The sequence below is a fragment of the Variovorax sp. P1_G12 genome, assembly GCF_056405555.1.
Genome location: NZ_JBFUBW010000032.1, coordinates 68,563 through 86,850 on the forward strand (window position 1 = coordinate 68,563; position 18,288 = coordinate 86,850).

Below are 18,288 nucleotides of genomic sequence, written 5' to 3' on the forward strand. Positions count from 1 at the left end.
AGCCTCACCCGGCCATACTGGCGAACTGATGTGCGCAGCAATGCGATTCAATCGCTCAGCTGGAACACTCAGCAAGCCATGCTACACGTGAGCAGCGAGCCAATCACAAATCAGTGGCGTTGTTCTAAACGCGACATTGTGGAAACAATGGACCCCTGCTTCTACTAGGCAGTACTCCGCGTTGGCTCCAATTCGATCTGCAATTTTCTTTGCAGCGGCCGCAGGAATTCCTGCATCAGCCTGGCCATGCATGACAAGGACAGGGCACTCGAGACGATCACACCAGTCTTCAAGTGTGAAGTCACGAGCGACCTCACGAGCCGCGGCGATCGTTTCGACTCCCACGATATGGGCGAAGCGCCAACTGCGAATCGGGTCGTCCCAATTCATCACACACATGTCGAAATAGCCACTGACCGAAATGCACGCTCGAATCCTTTGGTCGGCCGCCGCCGAGCTGACCGCGAGCATGCCGCCGAAGCCGAAGCCGACGACGCCAATGCGATGCGGGTCGATGCCCTCCTCCGCCTGCACGTAGTCGATGACAGCAGAAACGGCTTCGTGGTACGAAGGCCGCATCGGCATCCAATCGGACACTTCGCCCTGGCCGGGGCCGTCGAACGAGAGCGTTGCCATGCCTCGTGCGAGAAACTCCCTCTCAATCGCGAAGTGTTCCTCCTTGGATGAGTCGGAGCCGCAAACAAGCAAAGCCAGCGGCACCCGAGCTACCCCCGGTGGCACCCGAAGAACCGCAGGGAGCGTCCTTCCGCTGTACGGAATCTCGAGCCGCATGCCGGGGACCGGCTGCAGCGGCAAAGCTCGGGTGTAGCACGCAACCTTTGCCACTGCAGCGCGCTTCTTTTCATCGAGATCCTCAAAGTGAAGATACTGAGCGAAGTGGTACGCGAGGGCAGCCTTTGTAAGAAGCTGACCGGCACTCACCAAGTTCCCCTGCATAGCTGCTGTGTCGCCGAGTTTCTCAAAGTCTGCGCCTACAGTCGTCCAAACAGGAAACCAGTCACTGTTCGAAACGATTCGCTCCATGTTAGCCCGCACCAGGGAGCAATCAAGCCCCTGGTTTGTCATGCGGAACAAAGAGTGTCCGGCGGCCTTGAGCGCGAGGTAGTCCGTTTTCATGCTTCAGAGCTTCAGAACGGCACGGTGCCCTTAACGATGGTCCGATAGAGCAGCCGGCGCTGAGGAAGCGCGTAGTCACCTACCCCTTGATGCAAGGTCAGCGCGTTGTCCCACATGACGACATCTCCTGGCGCCCACGTGTGGCGGTAGATGAAGCGGGGCTGGCGCGTGAAGGCGTACAGATAGTTGAGGAGGCGTTCGCTTTCCTCCTGTTCCATATCGAGGATTTCAGTGGTGAACCCCTCGTTCACGAAGATGGACTTCTCTCCAGTGCTGGGGTGCGTCCGAATCACAGGGTGAACTACGGAGTCTTCTAACCGGGACTCGGTGTCCTTGTTCATCTTGTTGAAATGGCTGGCCCGCTGGCCTGGCTTCTTCTTAGAGGCTACAAATCGCGCCTTCCGGCCTTCCAGCTGCTCCTTGATCTCTGTCGGCAGCGCATAGTAGGCCGCCGCCGTGTCGGCGAAGTCCGTTGGCCCTAGCACCCTGCCGCCCTTCACCGGCACTTCGAGGGCATAGAGAATGGACACACGGCTGGGAGTGCGCGTATAGCAAAGGTCGCTGTGCCAATATTGCGCGGCATCCACGGCCCCAATCTGGCGACCGTCTTCGACGATGTTCGACAGCACGAAGACCTCCGGGTTGTCGGGCTTGGCGAACTGGGTCATCGCATGGATGTCTAGTTCCTTGCCAAAATACTTGCTGAAGTGCAGCATTTGGCCGTCGTCGATTCGCTGGTTGCGAAACACCAGAACTCGATGCTGATGCAACGCAGCCTCGAGATCCCCGAGCCACTCTCCCTCAGGTAGCAGTCCCAGATCAAAGCCCTCAACAACGGCTCCAAGGGGTGCCGCAAGGGGACGCACTTCAAATTCGTTTTTTGTCTCGACAGTCATGATTCACTCCGGTTGAATATTGGCATCGCTGGCCACCTTTTTGTACACCCCAATCTCCCTGGCGATTTGCGCCTTGAAGACTGCGGGACCGACATTCAGGATCGGGTCGTACCCGTTCACTTTGAACTTTTCCTGAACTTCTTGACGCGACAGAAGTTCTTGCAGCATCGAGTTCCACTTCTGGACGATCTCATCCGGAAGGTGTGCGGGCCCGAGCAGCCCGACCCATACCTCCGTCTCAAACCCCTTGACCCCCTGTTCGGCAAAGGTCGGAATGTCGGCGGCGAAGGGAAGCCGCTTCGCACTCGCCACGCCCAGCGCCCTGACCTTGCCTGCCTTGATCTGCGTGAGCGCAGCCGCGGACCAGGTCGAATCAACCTCGCCGGCAATGGCTGCCAGCAACGACTGATTCGATCCCTTGTATGGAACGTGCAGGAATTTCGCGCCGACGATGGTCCCAAAATATTCGCCAGCCATGTGAGGGGCTGTTCCGTTACCCGAGCTTCCATAGGAGACGCCGCCAGGTTTTGACTTTGCCGCAGCGATGTAGTCAGCAACGGTCTTGTAGGGCGAGTTCGCGGGAACGACCAGGATATTGGGCGTGGACGCCACCAGCGTGATCGGCGAAAAGTCCTTGACCGCGTCAAACTTCAAGGTGGTTCGAAGTGCCGGATTGATCGTGTGATTGTTGGCCGTCATCAGCAAGGTGTAGCCGTCCGCTTTGGATCTCGCAACCAGGTCGTTGGCGATCATTCCTGCGGCCCCGGGTTTGTTGTCGATGATCACCGGCTGCTTCAGAATCTTCGAAGCTTCCTGGCCAAGCTCTCTAGCGAAGATGTCTGTGATACCTCCAGGCGCGAAGCCGATGACAATGGTCACAGGTCGACTGGGATAGCTTTGAGCATTGGAGGCGAACGGCACGAGCAACGCAACGCTCGAAGCAACGAGCGGTAGCGCCAGCAAGCGCCTGAATCGTTGTCCCAACCGAGCTGCAAGTGCCCTCGAGGGTCGTAGAAGAGTTCTCATGATCGATGTCCTAACAATGTTCGATTCAATGTCGTGATGGCAGATGCAAGCAGTCATACAACGAGCCCAAAAACAAAGCCGCCATCCTCAGTCGGATCGGCCGGTTCGCGATTTCGTTTTCCGAGCGCACCAGATACTCCATGGTTGATAGCTGCAAAGTGGCAAGTAAGAGCGACGAGGGAAAGAGTTTCATGGGCGAGTCACCTTTGGACATCGTTTGATTTGCAAAGCACTCGTAGAGCCCCCAACCACTCAAGCCTTGTCGTTCGGCAATCCTCTCCCAATTGCTGACAAGAAATCTTGTCAGCTTGGGATGAGCCGCAAAGAAGTCGAGGGCACATAGCAGCAAGCCATTCAGCTCCATCCGCTCCAATCCCGAGTTGTCAGCCCAAAGACGGATGTTGGAGATGACCTGCGCTTTTGCCGCCTCGAAAAGACCGTCCTTATCGTCAAAGTAGTAGTAGACGAGCTTCTTGTTCAGGCCAACGGACTCGGCCACGCCGTCGATCTTGATGTCCTCGAATCCCAGTCGTCCAAATTCAGCCACTGCCGCCTCAAGCAGCCTAGCCTTGGTTCTTTCCTTGTTTCGGATGCGTGGCGGGGCAACGGCGGTCATACGGGTACTCGATGGTGGCGGTGCATGGATCGCGGGATGGGGGGCATACGGCTTTTCACCGCCGGATCGCGAAGTCCCATGGGACCATGCGCCCTGCGCAGGCGATCCCGTCCTCCGCCCTTCCATGCGCCCGCAAGCGGACGAGAGCCGCACGCGCTGGCGCGCACCTCTTGCAGCGAACTCCGCAGCACCCGTCGGGCATGCTTCGAAAGGACAGGCGCGGCTCAAGTCAGTGCTCGAGATCAGTCGCGGTGACGTCCTTGACCTCGCCCTTGACGTTCATCCGACCTTCGTAAACCGGGCGCGCGCCCGTAGTGGGTCCCTGATACTGAACAAAGAACAGCGTGCCGCCCGTTTCCGTTGTCATGGCCTCTTCGTAGTGGGGGTCGCCATGGAATACGACGGTCCCCGGCCCATAGACCTTGCCGCCCATATTGAACTCACCGTCGATCACGTACCAGACCTGGGCGAAATCGTGCTTGTGCAAGCGGAAGCCCGCACCGGGCTCGTAGTGCAGGAAGCCCGCATTCGGTTCCGTAGGGCGGTCTGCGTTGGTGTGGAACAGGAACTTCGTCTTGTTCTTGAAGCGGCCCATCTCCCAGTCCATCGAATCGGGAGTCCGATATTCAGGGGGGTTGTGCTGGCTGAGATCAAGCTGAACCTCATTGGACATGTCATCTCCTTGGATAATCGCCTTCAGGCGTGTTGCAGAATTTGGGGAATACGCGCAGCGGGCGGCGTGTTGCGGGAGCGGCCACAGCGGACCAGGCCATCGATCACTACCATGCCAACGCCGGGCAAGTCGCCGGCGGCAATGCTCTCTAGTAGGTTGGACTTGGAGGAATGCTGCGCAGTGTCGAGAAAGACGAAGTCGGCGGCGCGACCGACCTCAACGAAGCCGCAGTTGAGATTGCGTATGCGCGCGGTGTTTCCGGTCGCAAAGCAAATGGCCTGCTCGGCGGGCACCTCGCCAATGCTCGATAGCATGGCGATCAGCCGCAGGATGCCTGTGGGCTGCACACCGGACCCTGCAGGAGAATCGGTCCCCAGGATGACACGGTCCAACTGCCGCAGTTCCTTGGCCGCACGCAGGGCGAACAGCGCGGCAAACTCGTTGCCGTTGTGAACGATCTCGATCGCTCTGCCGCATCCCTCGCACAGACAGCGGATCTGCTTGGTCGACAGGGCGGTGTGACCGCCGTTGATGTGGCCGATGATGTCGGCATCGGCTTCCAACACCATCTCGGCGTCGACATAGCCGGAACCGGGCACGGAGGGCCCGCCGGTGTGGATGGTGGACTGAATCCCGTACTTGCGTGACCACTCAACCATCTTGCGTGCGGTCGGCCCGTCCTTGACCGATCCCAGCCCGATCTCGCCGAGCAGGGTCACACCTGCCGCGGCGAGTTCACGGAAATCCTCTTCAACCATGCCGTGTTCAATGACCGGAGCACCCGCGAGCAGCTTCACGCCTCCGGGGCGGCTGTTCGCGTAGGCGCGCTGGGCGGTGATGGCCAACGCCTTGATGCCAACGATATCGCGCGGCCTGCCCGGAAGATGAACTTCGCCGGCCGAGATCATGGAGGTGACTCCGCCGTTCATAAACGATTCGATCCAGCCGATCTGGTTTTGCCTGGGAGTCCAGTCGCCGAAAACCGGATGCACGTGGCTGTCGATCAGCCCCGGGGCGAGCGCGCAGCCATTGGCATCGATGACCATGTCGGCTTGCTCACAGTCCAAGTCACCGAGCCGGCCGATCTCGACGATGATCCCATCTTCACAAAAGACGGCGTCGGCGTCATTGATCGGGTCGCTCAGGTCACCCGTCAGCATGAGGCCGACGTTCTTGATGAGTAGTTTTCCAGCGGGGGCGGATGGAGATTGATCGTGCATGTTCTTAAAGGGAAAGGTACTGGCTGCGAATTTGCTTGTCAGCGATCAGCTCTCGCATGTCGCCCGAGAATCGAACTTGGCCCCGCTCGAGCACATAGGCACGGTCGGAGACCAGGTTTGCGAAGTGGATGTTCTGCTCCGACAGGAGCACGCTAAGGCCCTGCCGCTTGAGTTGCTGAATCATGTGCGCCATCTGCTCGACAATCACCGGCGCCACGCCCTCGGAGGGCTCGTCGAGCATGACCAGATAGGGGTTGCCCATCAGAGTCCTCGCCACGGTGAGCATCTGCTGCTCGCCCCCGCTCATATGGCCGCCCGGACGCTGCGGCATTTGCCCGAGGTTCGGAAACATCGCGAAGAGTTCGGCCGTCGTCCACGCGCGCATACCTTCGCGGGGTAGTTGAGCGCCCACCGTGAGGTTCTCCATGACGGTCAGCTCACTGAAGATGCGACGCTCCTCCGGCACGAAGCCCAGGCCCAGGCGGGAGATCTGGTGCGACTGGAGCATGGAGATCTCCTGGCCCCGAAAGACAACGGAGCCGCTGCGTCTGCGCACCAGGGCCATGATGCTTTTCATGGTCGTGGACTTCCCGGCGCCGTTGCGCCCCATGAGCGCCACGACCTCGCCCGCGTTGACATGCAGGTCGATGCCGAAGAGGATCTGCGCCCGACCGTAGTAGGCGTTCAGGGCCTTGACCTCCAACAGGGTTTTCGTCGTCATGCCGTGGCTCCGTCCAAGTCTTCGCTGGTGAACGTCTTTCCAGTGCCGAAGTAAGCTTCCTGCACCTGCGCATCTGCTCTGACCGCCTGCGGGTCGCCCTGCGCGATGAGCGTGCCGCGTGCCAGAACAATCATCCGGTCCGCATAGCCGAACACCACATCCATGCTGTGCTCGGTGAACAGCGCCCCGATCCTCTGTTCGATCACCAGGCGCTTGGTCAGCGCAATCAGTTCGTTGCGCTCCTTCGGCCCCATGCCCGCGGTCGGCTCGTCCATCAACAGCAGTTTCGGCCTGTTGGACAACGCAATCGCCAGTTCCACCCGTTTGACGTCGCCATAGGCCAATACGCTGCAGGGCCTGTCCGCATGGTCTTGCATACCCACCTGCTCCAGCAGCGACAAAGCCTCTTGTCTGTAGGAGTGCGACATCGCCTGCCATGCATGGAACACGCTGGACCTGTGCGAATGCAGTGCAAGCTGTACGTTTTCCATGACGGTCATGGAACCAAACGTCGCTGCGATCTGGAACGTGCGGCCGACGCCATGGTTCCAGACCTGCCTTGGCGATTTGCCCACGACATCAACCCCGTCCAAGATGACTTGCCCGCTGTCGGGCTTGAGCTGACCATTGAGCATATTGAAGCAGGTGGATTTGCCCGCGCCGTTGGGTCCGATCAGCGCTAGCAGCTCACCTGCCTGCACCTCGAAGGACACATTGCATACCGCGGCCACGCCCGCGAAACGCTTGCTCAGATGGCGTACCGATAGCAAGCTCATGCCCTGACCTCCAAGGCCGACACCGGCTCCGCCACAGGCCCCTTGCGCGAGCGGGACGTTCTGAACGACTCGACCATCGCCTGCAACGAGCCGACAATCCCCGCTGGGAACACGATGACCAATGTGAGAATGATCAATCCCAGCAGCGCACGCCAGTAGTCCGTGCTGCGAGCCACCGTGTCTTGCAGCCAGACGAAGACCGATGCACCGACAATGGGTCCAGCGATGGTCTGCACGCCGCCCAGGAGCACCATGACCAAGCCGTCAATGGACTTGGCCACGTGGATGGCCTCTGGCGAGATACTGCCCTTCGCGAACGCGAACAGCGTCCCGGCCAAGCCGCCGAATGTGCCGGCAAGAACGAAGGCTGCCCACTGCACGCGCTTGCAATCGATCCCGATTGCGCCCGCGCGCAACTCCGAGTCACGCACGGCGCGCACGGCGAAGCCGAACGGCGAGAACAGAGCCCGTCGCATGTACCAGATACCTCCTAAGGCGAGCGCGAGCGAAAAGTAGTAGTAGGCAGTGGTCGAACGCAGCCATTGCGGYGGCCGCAAACCAATCAGCCCATTGCTTCCGCCAGTTACTGCATCCCATTGGTAGGCGATGGCCCAGACCAGTTGTCCGAACGCCAGGGTCAGCATGGACAGATAGACGCCGGAGAGCCGGACGCTGAACCAACCGAAGACAACCGCGCCGACCGCCGCGCCGAGGACGCCCAGAGGAAGCGCGGTCATCACGCCCAGACCTGCCGACTTCACGAACACCGCTGCGACATAGGCGCCCAGCCCGAAATACGCCGCATGGCCAAAGGAGTGCATGCCACCTGGCCCCATGATGAAATGCAGGCTCGCCGCAAACAGCATCGCGATCAGCACGTCGACGCCAAGAACCATCAGGTAGGGGAAACTGCGTTCAAGCGCAGGCAGCGCAAGCAAGACCACTGCCGCAACGATCGCGGCGCGGCGCATCCGCTCAGAGGCAGGGCGCAAGACCGGCTCCTGACCAGCTGCCACCGAATTCGTGCTGGAGGGCCTGCCCAGCAAGCCGTGCGGGCGGAACACGAGGACGACCGCCATCACGACAAACTCCACTACGAGGGTGAACTTGAACACCGGCAGCGCAACTCCGAACAGGGTGATCGTGCCAAGCGCGATGCACAGCGCCTTCAATTCGCAGATGAGGAGCGCAGCGACAAAGGCGCCCGGGATGGATCCCATCCCGCCGACCACGACCACAGCGAATGCTGTGCCAATGGTGTCCATGTCGAGTGCCAGGTTGGCGGGCATGCGCGGTCCTTGCAAGGCGCCGCCGAGGCCAGCCAGCAGGCAGCCCAACGCAAACACCGCGGTGAACAGGCGTCCCTGGTTGACGCCGAGCGCGCCCACCATCTCTCGATCCTGTGTGGCGGCACGCACCAGCACGCCCCAACGGGTGCGCTTGAACAAGAGCCAAAGCGCACCGAGCAGCGCCGGTCCCAATGCGATCATGAAGATGTCGTAGGAGGGAAAGAGCGTGCCCAAGATGGACACGGCGCCTTCCAGCCCAGGAGCTCGCGGCGCGAACAACTCGTCAGCACCCCAGAGCCACAGCGCGGCATCCTTGATGATGAGCACCAAGGCGAACGTGGCCAACAGTTGGAACAGCTCCGGAGCGCTGTAGATCCGGCGCAGGATGGTCAGCTCAACGAGTGCACCTAGGAGCCCCACCAGCAGCGCCGCCAACAGGGTGCTGATCCAGAAGCCGAGCGCACCGCCCCCGATGGCAGTCACCAGGCTGTAAGCCAGGTAGATGCCGACCATGAAGAATGAGCCGTGCGCGAAATTGACGATGCGAGTGACGCCGAAGATCAGCGATAAACCCGACGCGATAAGAAAGATCACCGATGCGTCGGCCAATCCATTGATCAGCTGAGGAAGAAGGCTCTGCAAGGTCATGGCCAGGCCTACTTGGCGGGACGCAGCTTCGAAACTTCGCTGTCCGACGGCACGACACTCGCGCCGTCGATGTAGCGGTAGTCAACCATGTAGCCCTTGCCATCCTTCAATGCGACCTTGCCGATATAGGCCCCCATGGTCGACTGGTTGTCCTGGGCGCGGACCACTACCGACCCCATGGGCGTGTCGACGCCCAACCCCTTGAAAGCGGTCACGATGGCCTCAGGATCATCCGATCTGGCCTTGCGCAAGCCTTGCGCGAGCGCGTGCAGCGTCGAGTACCCGACCAGCGAGCCCAGGCGCGGGAAGTCGTTGAACTTCTTCCGGTACGCCTCCACGAATTTCTTGCTCTCCGGCGTGTTGATGGAGTACCAGGGGTAGCCAGTCACGATCCAGCCCTGTGGCGCCTCTGCGCCGAGCGGATCCAGGTACTCTGGCCGGCCGGTCAGCATGGAATAGACCTGGACCGAATCAAACAGCTTGCGGCTGTTGCCCTCGCGAACGAACCTGCCCAGGTCCGCGCCGAAGAGGACGTTGAAGATTGCGTCCGGCTTGGCATCGAGCAGCGCCTGCGCGATGGCACCCGCATCTACCTTGCCCAGCGGCGGTGCCTGCTCCGCGACGAATTCGACGTCTGGTTGCTGGCTCTTCAGAAGCTTCTTGAACGTGGCGGCTGCAGACTGCCCGAGTTCGTAATTGGGGTAGACGAGCGCCCAGCGCTTCTTGTTCTGCTTGGCCGCCTCGTTGGCCAGCATGGCGACCGACATATAGGTGGATGGGCCCAGCCTGTAGACGTAGCGATTGCCCTCGGACCAGATCACACGGTCAGTGCCGGGCTCGCCAAAGAGATAGAGCACCTGACGGTTTTTCGCGAAGTCCGCTAGGGCCACAGCCACGTTCGAAAGGAAGCCTCCGAAGTACAGGCGGACGCCTTCACGCGAGTACAGCTCTTCGGCCACACGAACGGCATCGCCGGGGTTGCCGTTGTCATCGCGCGAGATCACCTCGAGCTTGCGGCCAAGCACTCCTCCCGAGCCGTTGATTTCGTCCAGTGCCAATTGCCAGCCGCGCTTGTAGTGATCGAGGTACGAGGGCGTGACCTTGTAGCTGTTGACCTCACCAATCTTGATGACGCCCTGCGCATGACATGCGCCAGCGACCGCCACGGCCAGTGCGGCCAGCCAACTCCGTGAGAAGAAGTTCATGATGCCGATCCTTCAAAAAAGTGCATAACCGATTGATATGGATCCATTTGCAGATTCCATGCCAGTCTACGCCTAACCTCCAAGGACGAACTCACGGGTTAACCCTTGCTAGAAGCACAGAAGCGCAACTTATGGATCCATTATCTGAGTAATGGGCCCTAGCCTGCATCTGCACGCCACGACTCTGTGCGCTGACCTTCGGCTTTTTGCTGCATTTTGGTGCCGACCAGAGGCCGATCGCACCCACATGGACCTGAAATACGCATAAGCGGTCCAGTATTGCCAGGCATGCGTTTTGCTTTTTCTTTTCTGGATCCAACAAAGACATTTAAGGATGCTCTATGCGACAAACCATATACACCACCTGCACACTTGACTGCCCGGACGGCTGCGGAATCCGCGCCCAAGTCGAGGACGGCCGGATCGTGAAGCTCGAGGGCCATCCGGAGCACCCCTTCACGCGTGGCTATCTGTGTGGCAAGACCTACAGGTTCCCGGAACGCGTCTACAGCGAGGAGCGTCAGCTGTACCCCATGCGTCGGGAGGGCGGCCATCGAGCGGGGGCGTGGATACGAATCGGCTGGGAGGAGGCACTGGAACTGGCCGCGGACAGGATTCGCCGGTTCATTGCACAGGACGGCAGCCTTTCTCTCATGCACTACCAGCGCACCGGCTCATGGGGCGCAACCAAGCATCTGAGCCGTCGTTTTTGGAATCTCCTGGGTGGCGTGACGACGACCAGCGGCTCCCTTTGCAGTGGGGCCGCGCGCGCCGGACAAGCCATGGACTTCGGCATACGGCTTGGTCACGATCCGTCGGATCTCGTCAACAGCAAACTCGTGCTTCTGTGGGGACGGAATCCCATGGCAACCAACCTACACACCGTGCCCCTGCTCAAGGAAGTCCGCGCGGCGGGTGGCCAGGTCATCCTGGTCGACCCCGTGCGCAGCGAGTCCGCGACGATCTGCGACTCCCATGTCCAACCCCGCGTGGCGCGTGATGCCGAGCTGGCCTTGGCGATGGCAAAGGCCGTCCTTGAAGCGGGCTTGGAAGACAAGGAGTTCATAGCGAACCACTGCACCAACGTCGAGGCGTATCTTCAGCTTTTGGAGCGGCATTCGATGCACGACCTGTGTGCAGCCTGCGGCCTGTCGGAGGTCGCAGTGCGCACCCTGGCCGTCGAGTACGCGACAGCGCGACCTGCGGCGATCCTGTTTGGCTGGGGCCTCAACAAGTACAAGCACAGCGCCGAGATCTTCCGCTGTGTGGACGCCCTGGCCGCCCTGTGCGGCTACATCGGTGTTCCCGGGGGGGGCGCCACCCTGGGGTTCCAGACCCAGCGCCACTTCGACAAGAAGGTCGAGGCTGCGGATCGGGCCACCGCGGCGCGTGCCATCCCAGAGCCTCTGCTTGGCCAATGTCTGCTCGATACGCAGGACCCGCCCGTGCGCATGATGTTCGTCAACGGCGGCAATCCGATCAACCAGTCGCCGAACTCGAACCTTGTGGCGAAGGCCTTTGACCGGCTGGAGTTCACGGTTGTTGTGGACATGTTCCTGAACGATACGTCGGACTACGCGGACCTGTTTCTGCCCACCACTACCTTCCTGGAGGAGGAGGATATCCTGGTCTCCTGGGGCCACAACATCATCGGCGGCGTTAATCCGGTCATCGCCCCGGTCGGCGAGGCTCGCTCGGATCTCTGGATTTTCCAGGAGTTGGCCAAGCGCCTTGGCATCGGCGAAGAGATGGCAGGTTCGCCGCGCGAATGGCTGCAGCGCATGCTCAAGCCGCTGGAGGCGCAAGGCCTGTCCGTCGAGCGCGTCATGCAGGGGCCGGTGCGCTGCCCGACGGCACCACAGGTGCCGTTCGCGGACAAGAAATTTCCGACCCCGTCAGGCCGATTCCAGTTTATCGACGACATCGAGTTGCAGCAACGCGAAGTGCAAGGCTATCCCCTCACCTTCGTAACCAACTTCAGCAAGACATGGCTGCTCTCACAGATGACCTCCACCGAGCACCCGGGTCCCTTCGTGCGCATCGGCACCGACACCGCGGAGCGATACGGCGTGAAGGACAAGGACGAGATCATCGTCCGGTCCGCGGTCGGGCAGCTGCGATTGACCGCACATGTCGACGCACGCGTCGGCCCCGGGATGGTGGTGATGCCGGTGGGAACCTGGATCAAACGCGGGGGTGGTGCGAACGTGCTGACCGAAGACGTGCTGAGTAACTTCGGCGAAATGGCCGCTTACGGCGATACGCGTGTCGCCATCGAACTCGCCAGCCCTACCCCCTAAACCCACGAATTGGAGATCCGAAGTGACCGTCGTAGTGACTGAAAACTGTGAGAACTGCCGCTTTGCAGAGTGCGTGGCGGTGTGTCCCGTGGCATGCTTCCACGGCGACGAGAAGATGCTGTATGTCGATTCGGACACATGCGTGGATTGCGGCGCGTGCGTTCCAGTCTGCCCCGTCAAGGCCATCTATTTCGAACACGACCTGCCCGCGCCGATGTCGCACTGGCTGGACATCAACCGCGAGCGCGCATCCATGCTCCCCAGCGTCACGGAGCAGTCCGAGGCCTTGCCAGGCGCATGGGAAAAGCGCGCGTCGCTCGGCTTCTGAGGCAGTCCGTGCAAAGTACCTTCAACTCACCTCCCGAGATCGCCATCGTCGGCGCCGGCCCGAGTGGCTTTTATGCAGCCGAGGCACTGCTCAAGCTGGGCATCAACGTGGCACTGATCGAGCGCCTTCCCGCCCCTTTCGGCCTGGTGCGCTACGGCGTGGCACCGGATCACCAGAAGCTCAAGACGACCATCGCCGCGTACGAGCGCATCGCGCAATCTTCGCATCTGCGCTTCTTCGGCAACGTGGAGGTCGGTAGGGACGTCAGTGTGGACAGCTTGCGCAAGATGTTCCACGCCGTAATCTTCGCCCATGGTGCGCACGGCGACCGCACGCTCGGCATCGGCGGGGAAGATTTGCGGGGCTGCCATGGGGCATCGGCCTTCGTCGGATGGTACAACGGCCACCCGGACTGCCGGGACCACGCCTTCGATCTGAGCCAGGAAGCTGCCGTCATCCTCGGCCACGGGAACGTTGCCCTTGATATCGCCCGCATTCTTGCCAAACCGGTCGAGGCACTGGGCGCCTCCGACATTGCGGACCACGCCCTGCAGGCGCTGGCCGTAAGCAATATCCGGGATATCCATATCGTCGGACGACGCGGCCCTTCGCACGCCAAGTTCTCCGCCAACGAGCTGAGGGAGTTGGCGCAGATCGAGGACTGCTCGATTCATTTTGATGCATGGGATCTCGCTGAGCCAAACCCGCCCAACTCCACCGTCGCGTGGCTCAACTCGCTCGCGCACAGCGCCGTGGACAGCCATCGCCGCCGGATCCACTTCCATTTCTTCAGGCGACCCCTGCGTGTGGAGGGCACCCAGCGCATGAGTTCAATGGTGCTCGAAAAAACCCAGGCCTGCGAAGCGGATCCGTCCAGGATTACGGGAACGGGGGAGGAGTGCCAGATTCCGGCCGGCCTTCTCTTCAAGGCGGTGGGCTACCGCGGCCGCGCCATCCTAGGCCTACCGTTCGACCATGAGCGGGGCGTGGTACCAACACTTCAAGACAGAGTATTGGGAGACGAAGGGCAGGCGATCCCGCGCCTCTATGCAACGGGGTGGGTCAAGCGCGGGCCATCCGGTGTGATCGGCACAAATCGTGCCGACAGCGTTGCAGTGACGCGCCGAGTCGTGGAGGACCTGGCAGCGGAACATCTCGGCGATGTTGGAGGCGTGCAGGCCTTGCGAGAGCACTTGTCCGGACGAACGACCATTGACTTCAAGGACTGGCTTCGAATCGACCAGGCCGAAATCGCGGCCGGCCTCGTCGCATCCAAGCCCCGTGAAAAATTCACACGCATCCAAGAGTTACTTGCAGCTGCGCAGTAGAGGGTCCCTATGCATCCAACCACCCCGCACGATCTCGAGATTTCCGATCACGACGCTTCGGAGCTAGGGCATCAGGACTTCCCAACGGTGCCAGCGAGCCTGACAACATTGCTCACGCGGCGCTCGGCTGGTCCCCGCCACCTAGCGTTTCCTGCTCCGAACGAAGCGCATCTGACGGTCATGGCTCTGGCCGCCCTGCGCGCCCCGGACCACGGCGCGTTGACGCCCTATCGCTTCATCGTCGTCGAATCCGACTCAATCGATCTGCTGGCCGACCTGTTCGGTGAGGCCGCCCGAGCGGAGGGCGCGTCGAGCGAAGCTGCCGCCTTAGAGATGGAGCGCGCTCGGCGAGCGCCCTTGACCATCGCAGTGATTGCCAACCTTTCCGTCGAGCGACCCATCCCGGCGCACGAACAGTGGATGGCCGTCGGCGGCGCGATCACGAACTTCTTGAACGCAGCGCATGCCCTCGGCTTTGCGGGCAAGATGCTCAGCGGACGCAAGGTCCTCAGCCCCTGCCTTGCGCGCGCCTTCTGCAAGGAGGGCGAGTATCTCGTCGGCTGGATCGTCCTAGGCACACTGAATTCGGGGTGGACTCCCCCGAAAGCCCGGCACCCCCACTCCATCCTGTCCAAATGGCCATGCCCGCAGCGCCCCGGCGCTCAGGATCGGGCGTGAACCTGGTTCTCCAGCCAGGCGGCCACGAACTCACCGGACTCCACGACGTGCAGTGCCATTGCCTGCCGCGCGGCCATGTCGTCGCGCGCCTCCAGTGCCGCGAGGATTGCGTCGTGGTGCGCGATGTTTCTCTCCATCCGGTGCTTGTACATGCCAAGCGCGGAAGAGGCGATCACACCGCGCGAGGAGCCCAGTTCGAGGTCCGCAATGATCTTTTGCAAGTACGCGTTGCACGACGCCTGAAAGATGATCGCGTGGAACTCGCTGTTCGTGGCGACCCATTCCTTACGGGCCGCTTGGTAGGCGCTCGTTTCCGCGTGATCCACGGGACTGTCGGCTCGCAGGCGGTTCAGATCCGTGACAGCTTGCACAAATCGCTCGTGGATCTTCCTCAGCTCGATCAACTGCTGGTCCGTGATCCATTGCGCAGCCAACTGTGCCGCCAACCCCTCCACCTCCGAGCGAACGCGATAGATATCCCTCACATCCTTGGAGCTCTGGGACTTGACTACCGCTCCGGACTGGCTCTGGTCGACGATTCCCCGAGCGGCGAGCTGGGACAACGCCTGCCTCACGGGCGTCCGACTCACTTGGAAAGTGTTTGCAAGTGCCACCTGCTTTAACTTTTGGCCGGGGAGGTATTCGCCTGTGGAGATCTTGTGCTGAATCTGGTCTACAAGCTGATCGACCAGTTTTTCTTCTGCCGAGAAAGCCATACTGCCTTTGGTGGTTGATTTGGATTGATTCGCACCATTTTACCGATGATGGGATCCAGAATATGAATTTTCAGGACCAGACCGATCTAATATGGATTGATTCTGACTTGCCTCATGCCTTTCGGGAGCGATGGAGAGCACATGACCTCACTGCACCTCAGCCACTATGCACTACTCCAGATCGGGCTCGATGCGGGCGAACATGAAATCGAGCACGCCTACTTGAAGCGTCTCGCGGGCCTGCCCAAGGTTGGCTGGCGCCGGCAGCTGTGGCTGTGGGCGACCGGCGAGAGCGAAGAAAGCCTCCGGCATGCCAGAGACACCTTGCACGACAAGAACGCCAGGAAACGCTATGACCAGAAACTGACAGCCGAGCGCTGGCAATGGATCCCGATGACGTGAAACCTGATCCCGGCAGTTCTCGATCATCAATGCGCGTCATCCCGATGCTCAGTCAGCCCGCCGCAGTGCCTTCGCTTGAGGTGGCGGCGTCCAGCAGGCCGGATTCTGGCGCACAGTTGTCGGACCGCCTGGGCCGCCCGCTCACCGACTTGCGCATCAGCGTCACCGACCGCTGCAACTTCCGCTTCAGCTACTGCATGCCCAAGGAGGTATTTGACAAGGACCATGTCTACCTGCCGAATAGCGCACTGCTGAGCTTTGAGGAGATCACCCGCACGGCCAGGCTATTCGTGCAGCAGGGCGTGCGCAAGATCCGGCTCACCGGCGGCGAGCCGCTGCTGCGCAAGAACATCGAGCTGCTGGTGGAGCAGCTCGCGCAGATCCGCACAGCGGAAGACGCCCCCCTGGACCTCACCCTCACCACTAACGGCTCGCTGCTCTCACGCAAGGCGGCCGCGCTGAAGGCCGCGGGGCTACGCCGTGTCACCGTCAGCCTGGACGGGCTGGACGATACGGTGTTTCGCCGCATGAACGACGTCGACTTCCCGGTCGCCGACGTGCTGGCGGGCATCGAGGCCGCGCAGGCCGCAGGCCTCGGTCCGCTAAAGGTCAACATGGTCGTCAAGCGCGGCACCAACGAGCGGGAGATCCTAAGCATGGCGCGGTACTTCCGCGGCACCGGAGTGGTGCTGCGATTCATCGAGTACATGGATGTGGGCGCCACCAACGGCTGGCGCATGAACGAAGTGCTGCCCTCGGCCGACGTCATCGCGCGCATCCACGCCGAATTTCCGCTGGTGCCACTGCAGCCCTCCACACCCGGCGAGACGGCGCAGCGCTGGGCCTATGCCGGCGGCGGCGGCGAGATCGGCGTGATCAGCAGCGTGACCCAGGTCTTCTGCCACGACTGCAGCCGCGCGCGCCTGTCGACCGAAGGCAAGCTCTACCTGTGCCTGTTCGCCACCGCGGGCCACGACCTGCGCCCGCTGCTGCGCGGCGCGGCCAGCGACGACGACATCTCCTCGGCCATCGGCCACATCTGGCAGGGCCGCGCCGACCGCTACTCGGAGCTGCGCGCGCTGCAAGGCGCGGCCGAAACCGGCCACGCCGATGACAAGGCGCCGCGCCGCGTCGAGATGAGCTACATCGGCGGATGAAGCAGGCGCCCGCCATGCCCGCGACGCAGACCATCGCGCCTGCCGACATCACGGGATCGCTGCTGGCCGGCGGACGCGGCACGCGCATGGGCGGCATCGACAAGGGGCTGCAGCTTTTCCAGGGCGAGCCGCTCGCGCTGCATGCGATTCGCCGCCTGCGGCCGCAGGTCAGCGCGCTGCTGGTCAACGCCAACCGCAACCGCGCGGCCTACGAGGCCTTCGACGCGTTGAGGAAGGCCTCGGGCGCATCGCCGGGGCGCTCGAAGGGCGCGAGCACCGTGCGGTGCTGTGCGGCCCAGGCGTGAACCCCGGTGTGGCCCGACAGCGTGGCCGATTACCCCGGGCCGCTCGCCAGCTTCCTGAGCGGCCTCGAGCATTGCGCGACGCCCTGGCTGCTGACCGTGCCCTGCGAGACGCCGCTGTTCCCGCTCGACCTCGCGGAGCGGCTTGCGGAGGCCGCGGTGGCCGCCAACGCGGAGATCGCGATGGCCAGTGCCTCCGGATCGGAAGACAAGGCGGCTAAAAGGCCGCGCGCGCCCAGCCCGTTTTAAGCCTCCTGCGCGCCGACCTTTGCGAAAGCCTGCGCCGCTACATCGACGGCGGCCGCAAGGCGTCAACACCCTGACCGAGCTGCTCGCGCTCGAGCACCGATGAGCCGCATCGCAGACATCGCCACCGCCCTCGCGGGCTACGACGCCGCCGACCTGAGCGTGGAGGCCGTGCACGCCTTCCTCGCGCAACTGGTCGCGCCCGCCGTGGTCGCGCAGCGCGAGAGCGTGACGCTGTTCGAGGCCCTGGGCTGTCGGCGCCGGTTGAACTTTGACCCACCGGGTCAAATTTCGGCCGGCGCCAACAGCTAGGGATGGTCTGCAAAACAGGCCCATCCCTTGCATGATCTGAGCCCATGATTGCCAAACGCGTAGCTCCCCCGAATCAGCTGGGCCTCGGCCTGAACCTGTCGACGAAGAAGACGCGCAAGCGCGAGTTCCTCGATGAGATGGATCGGGTGGTGCCGTGGAGCGCGCTCGTGCAGATTATCGAACCGCACAGCCCTCGGGCCAAGACTGGCCGCCCGCCATTTGCGATCGAGACGATGCTGCGCATCCATTACCTTCAACAATGGTTTGGCCTGAGCGACCCGGCGATGGAAGAGGCGCTGCACGACGTGCCGC

Annotated in this window: 19 protein-coding genes and 1 pseudogene; 9 read left to right on the plus strand and 11 right to left on the minus strand. The window is 61.9% G+C overall.

Annotated features, from left to right (window positions below; translation table 11 throughout):
* Positions 1–81 precede the first annotated feature (81 nt).
* The 10 genes from AC1D2O_RS29400 to AC1D2O_RS29445 form a co-directional block, all read right to left on the minus strand.
* Positions 82–1,137 carry an alpha/beta hydrolase family protein gene (locus tag AC1D2O_RS29400; RefSeq protein ID WP_478089546.1) on the minus strand — a complete coding sequence of 352 codons (1,056 nt, stop codon included), beginning with the start codon at positions 1,135–1,137 and terminating at the stop codon, positions 82–84.
* 11 nt (positions 1,138–1,148) lie between these two features.
* Positions 1,149–2,033 carry a TauD/TfdA dioxygenase family protein gene (locus AC1D2O_RS29405; protein WP_478158338.1) on the minus strand — a complete coding sequence of 295 codons (885 nt, stop codon included), beginning with the start codon at positions 2,031–2,033 and terminating at the stop codon, positions 1,149–1,151.
* A gap of 3 nt (positions 2,034–2,036) precedes the next feature.
* On the minus strand, positions 2,037–2,996 hold the full coding sequence (locus AC1D2O_RS29410; protein ID WP_478158339.1) for a Bug family tripartite tricarboxylate transporter substrate binding protein: 960 nt from the start codon (positions 2,994–2,996) through the stop codon (positions 2,037–2,039).
* Between the two features lie 88 nt (positions 2,997–3,084).
* Positions 3,085–3,675 carry a TetR/AcrR family transcriptional regulator gene (locus AC1D2O_RS29415; RefSeq protein ID WP_478158340.1) on the minus strand — a complete coding sequence of 197 codons (591 nt, stop codon included), beginning with the start codon at positions 3,673–3,675 and terminating at the stop codon, positions 3,085–3,087.
* Positions 3,676–3,904: 229 nt separating this feature from the next.
* Complete coding sequence (locus AC1D2O_RS29420; protein WP_477650639.1) at positions 3,905–4,348, minus strand: cupin domain-containing protein; 444 nt, start codon at positions 4,346–4,348, stop codon at positions 3,905–3,907.
* A gap of 23 nt (positions 4,349–4,371) precedes the next feature.
* Positions 4,372–5,568, minus strand: a complete 1,197-nt coding sequence (locus tag AC1D2O_RS29425) for an amidohydrolase family protein (RefSeq protein WP_478158341.1) — start codon at positions 5,566–5,568, stop codon at positions 4,372–4,374.
* A 4-nt stretch (positions 5,569–5,572) separates the two neighbouring features.
* Positions 5,573–6,289: an ABC transporter ATP-binding protein gene (locus AC1D2O_RS29430; protein ID WP_477650625.1), complete on the minus strand. Its 717-nt coding sequence runs from the start codon at positions 6,287–6,289 to the stop codon at positions 5,573–5,575.
* Positions 6,286–7,065 (minus strand): ABC transporter ATP-binding protein, encoded by a 780-nt coding sequence (locus tag AC1D2O_RS29435; RefSeq protein ID WP_477650624.1) that lies wholly within the window; start codon positions 7,063–7,065, stop codon positions 6,286–6,288. The genes AC1D2O_RS29430 and AC1D2O_RS29435 overlap by 4 nt, the downstream gene beginning before the upstream one ends.
* Positions 7,062–9,002, minus strand: coding sequence for an ABC transporter permease (locus AC1D2O_RS29440; protein WP_478158342.1), 1,941 nt, complete (start codon positions 9,000–9,002; stop codon positions 7,062–7,064). Before AC1D2O_RS29440 ends, AC1D2O_RS29435 begins: the two co-directional genes overlap by 4 nt.
* Positions 9,003–9,010: 8 nt before the next feature.
* The gene (locus tag AC1D2O_RS29445) at positions 9,011–10,207 is read right to left on the minus strand and encodes an ABC transporter substrate-binding protein (RefSeq protein WP_477650702.1); all 1,197 of its coding nucleotides are present in this window, start codon (positions 10,205–10,207) and stop codon (positions 9,011–9,013) included.
* Between the two features lie 341 nt (positions 10,208–10,548).
* Between AC1D2O_RS29445 and AC1D2O_RS29450 the strand changes: the two genes are divergently transcribed.
* Genes AC1D2O_RS29450 through AC1D2O_RS29465 form a run of 4 tightly spaced genes read left to right on the plus strand, consistent with a single transcriptional unit; the run spans position 10,549 to position 14,841 of the window.
* Complete coding sequence (locus tag AC1D2O_RS29450; protein WP_478158343.1) at positions 10,549–12,507, plus strand: molybdopterin-containing oxidoreductase family protein; 1,959 nt, start codon at positions 10,549–10,551, stop codon at positions 12,505–12,507.
* Positions 12,508–12,529: 22 nt separating this feature from the next.
* Entirely contained in the window at positions 12,530–12,835 is a 306-nt protein-coding gene (locus tag AC1D2O_RS29455) for a 4Fe-4S dicluster domain-containing protein (RefSeq protein ID WP_477650699.1), read from the plus strand.
* A gap of 8 nt (positions 12,836–12,843) precedes the next feature.
* Positions 12,844–14,163 carry an FAD-dependent oxidoreductase gene (locus AC1D2O_RS29460; protein ID WP_478158344.1) on the plus strand — a complete coding sequence of 440 codons (1,320 nt, stop codon included), beginning with the start codon at positions 12,844–12,846 and terminating at the stop codon, positions 14,161–14,163.
* A gap of 9 nt (positions 14,164–14,172) precedes the next feature.
* Positions 14,173–14,841 (plus strand): nitroreductase family protein, encoded by a 669-nt coding sequence (locus AC1D2O_RS29465; protein WP_478158345.1) that lies wholly within the window; start codon positions 14,173–14,175, stop codon positions 14,839–14,841.
* On the opposite strand, the gene AC1D2O_RS29470 is transcribed toward AC1D2O_RS29465, so the two are convergent.
* Positions 14,826–15,557: a GntR family transcriptional regulator gene (locus AC1D2O_RS29470; RefSeq protein WP_477650835.1), complete on the minus strand. Its 732-nt coding sequence runs from the start codon at positions 15,555–15,557 to the stop codon at positions 14,826–14,828. The genes AC1D2O_RS29465 and AC1D2O_RS29470 overlap by 16 nt on opposite strands.
* Before the next feature lie 141 nt (positions 15,558–15,698).
* On the opposite strand from AC1D2O_RS29470, the gene AC1D2O_RS29475 reads away from it, so the two are divergent.
* The 5 genes and pseudogenes from AC1D2O_RS29475 to AC1D2O_RS29495 form a co-directional block, all read left to right on the plus strand.
* The gene (locus AC1D2O_RS29475) at positions 15,699–15,959 is read left to right on the plus strand and encodes a hypothetical protein (RefSeq protein ID WP_478158346.1); all 261 of its coding nucleotides are present in this window, start codon (positions 15,699–15,701) and stop codon (positions 15,957–15,959) included.
* A gap of 29 nt (positions 15,960–15,988) precedes the next feature.
* On the plus strand, positions 15,989–17,116 hold the full coding sequence (gene moaA, locus AC1D2O_RS29480; protein ID WP_478094546.1) for a GTP 3',8-cyclase MoaA: 1,128 nt from the start codon (positions 15,989–15,991) through the stop codon (positions 17,114–17,116).
* A 14-nt stretch (positions 17,117–17,130) separates the two neighbouring features.
* Positions 17,131–17,741, plus strand: a pseudogene (gene mobA / locus AC1D2O_RS29485) (molybdenum cofactor guanylyltransferase).
* 25 nt (positions 17,742–17,766) lie between these two features.
* Complete coding sequence (locus AC1D2O_RS29490; RefSeq protein WP_478094547.1) at positions 17,767–17,976, plus strand: hypothetical protein; 210 nt, start codon at positions 17,767–17,769, stop codon at positions 17,974–17,976.
* Between the two features lie 44 nt (positions 17,977–18,020).
* Positions 18,021–18,288 (plus strand): transposase (locus AC1D2O_RS29495; protein WP_478158347.1); only part of this gene is annotated, 268 nt, incomplete at its 3' end.

What these genes read in the sequence shown, in the direction of transcription:
- AC1D2O_RS29430 (WP_477650625.1), bottom strand. Translation starts at nt 6,289, where the DNA reads ATGACGACGAAAACCCTGTTGGAGGTCAAGGCCCTGAACGCCTACTAC.
- AC1D2O_RS29445 (WP_477650702.1), bottom strand. Translation starts at nt 10,207, where the DNA reads ATGAACTTCTTCTCACGGAGTTGGCTGGCCGCACTGGCCGTGGCGGTC.
- AC1D2O_RS29475 (WP_478158346.1), top strand. Translation starts at nt 15,699, where the DNA reads ATGACCTCACTGCACCTCAGCCACTATGCACTACTCCAGATCGGGCTC.
- AC1D2O_RS29470 (WP_477650835.1), bottom strand. Translation starts at nt 15,557, where the DNA reads ATGGCTTTCTCGGCAGAAGAAAAACTGGTCGATCAGCTTGTAGACCAG.
- AC1D2O_RS29490 (WP_478094547.1), top strand. Translation starts at nt 17,767, where the DNA reads ATGAGCCGCATCGCAGACATCGCCACCGCCCTCGCGGGCTACGACGCC.
- AC1D2O_RS29420 (WP_477650639.1), bottom strand. Translation starts at nt 4,348, where the DNA reads ATGTCCAATGAGGTTCAGCTTGATCTCAGCCAGCACAACCCCCCTGAA.
- AC1D2O_RS29425 (WP_478158341.1), bottom strand. Translation starts at nt 5,568, where the DNA reads ATGCACGATCAATCTCCATCCGCCCCCGCTGGAAAACTACTCATCAAG.
- AC1D2O_RS29465 (WP_478158345.1), top strand. Translation starts at nt 14,173, where the DNA reads ATGCATCCAACCACCCCGCACGATCTCGAGATTTCCGATCACGACGCT.
- AC1D2O_RS29400 (WP_478089546.1), bottom strand. Translation starts at nt 1,137, where the DNA reads ATGAAAACGGACTACCTCGCGCTCAAGGCCGCCGGACACTCTTTGTTC.
- moaA (WP_478094546.1), top strand. Translation starts at nt 15,989, where the DNA reads ATGCGCGTCATCCCGATGCTCAGTCAGCCCGCCGCAGTGCCTTCGCTT.
- AC1D2O_RS29450 (WP_478158343.1), top strand. Translation starts at nt 10,549, where the DNA reads ATGCGACAAACCATATACACCACCTGCACACTTGACTGCCCGGACGGC.
- AC1D2O_RS29405 (WP_478158338.1), bottom strand. Translation starts at nt 2,033, where the DNA reads ATGACTGTCGAGACAAAAAACGAATTTGAAGTGCGTCCCCTTGCGGCA.
- AC1D2O_RS29435 (WP_477650624.1), bottom strand. Translation starts at nt 7,065, where the DNA reads ATGAGCTTGCTATCGGTACGCCATCTGAGCAAGCGTTTCGCGGGCGTG.
- AC1D2O_RS29415 (WP_478158340.1), bottom strand. Translation starts at nt 3,675, where the DNA reads ATGACCGCCGTTGCCCCGCCACGCATCCGAAACAAGGAAAGAACCAAG.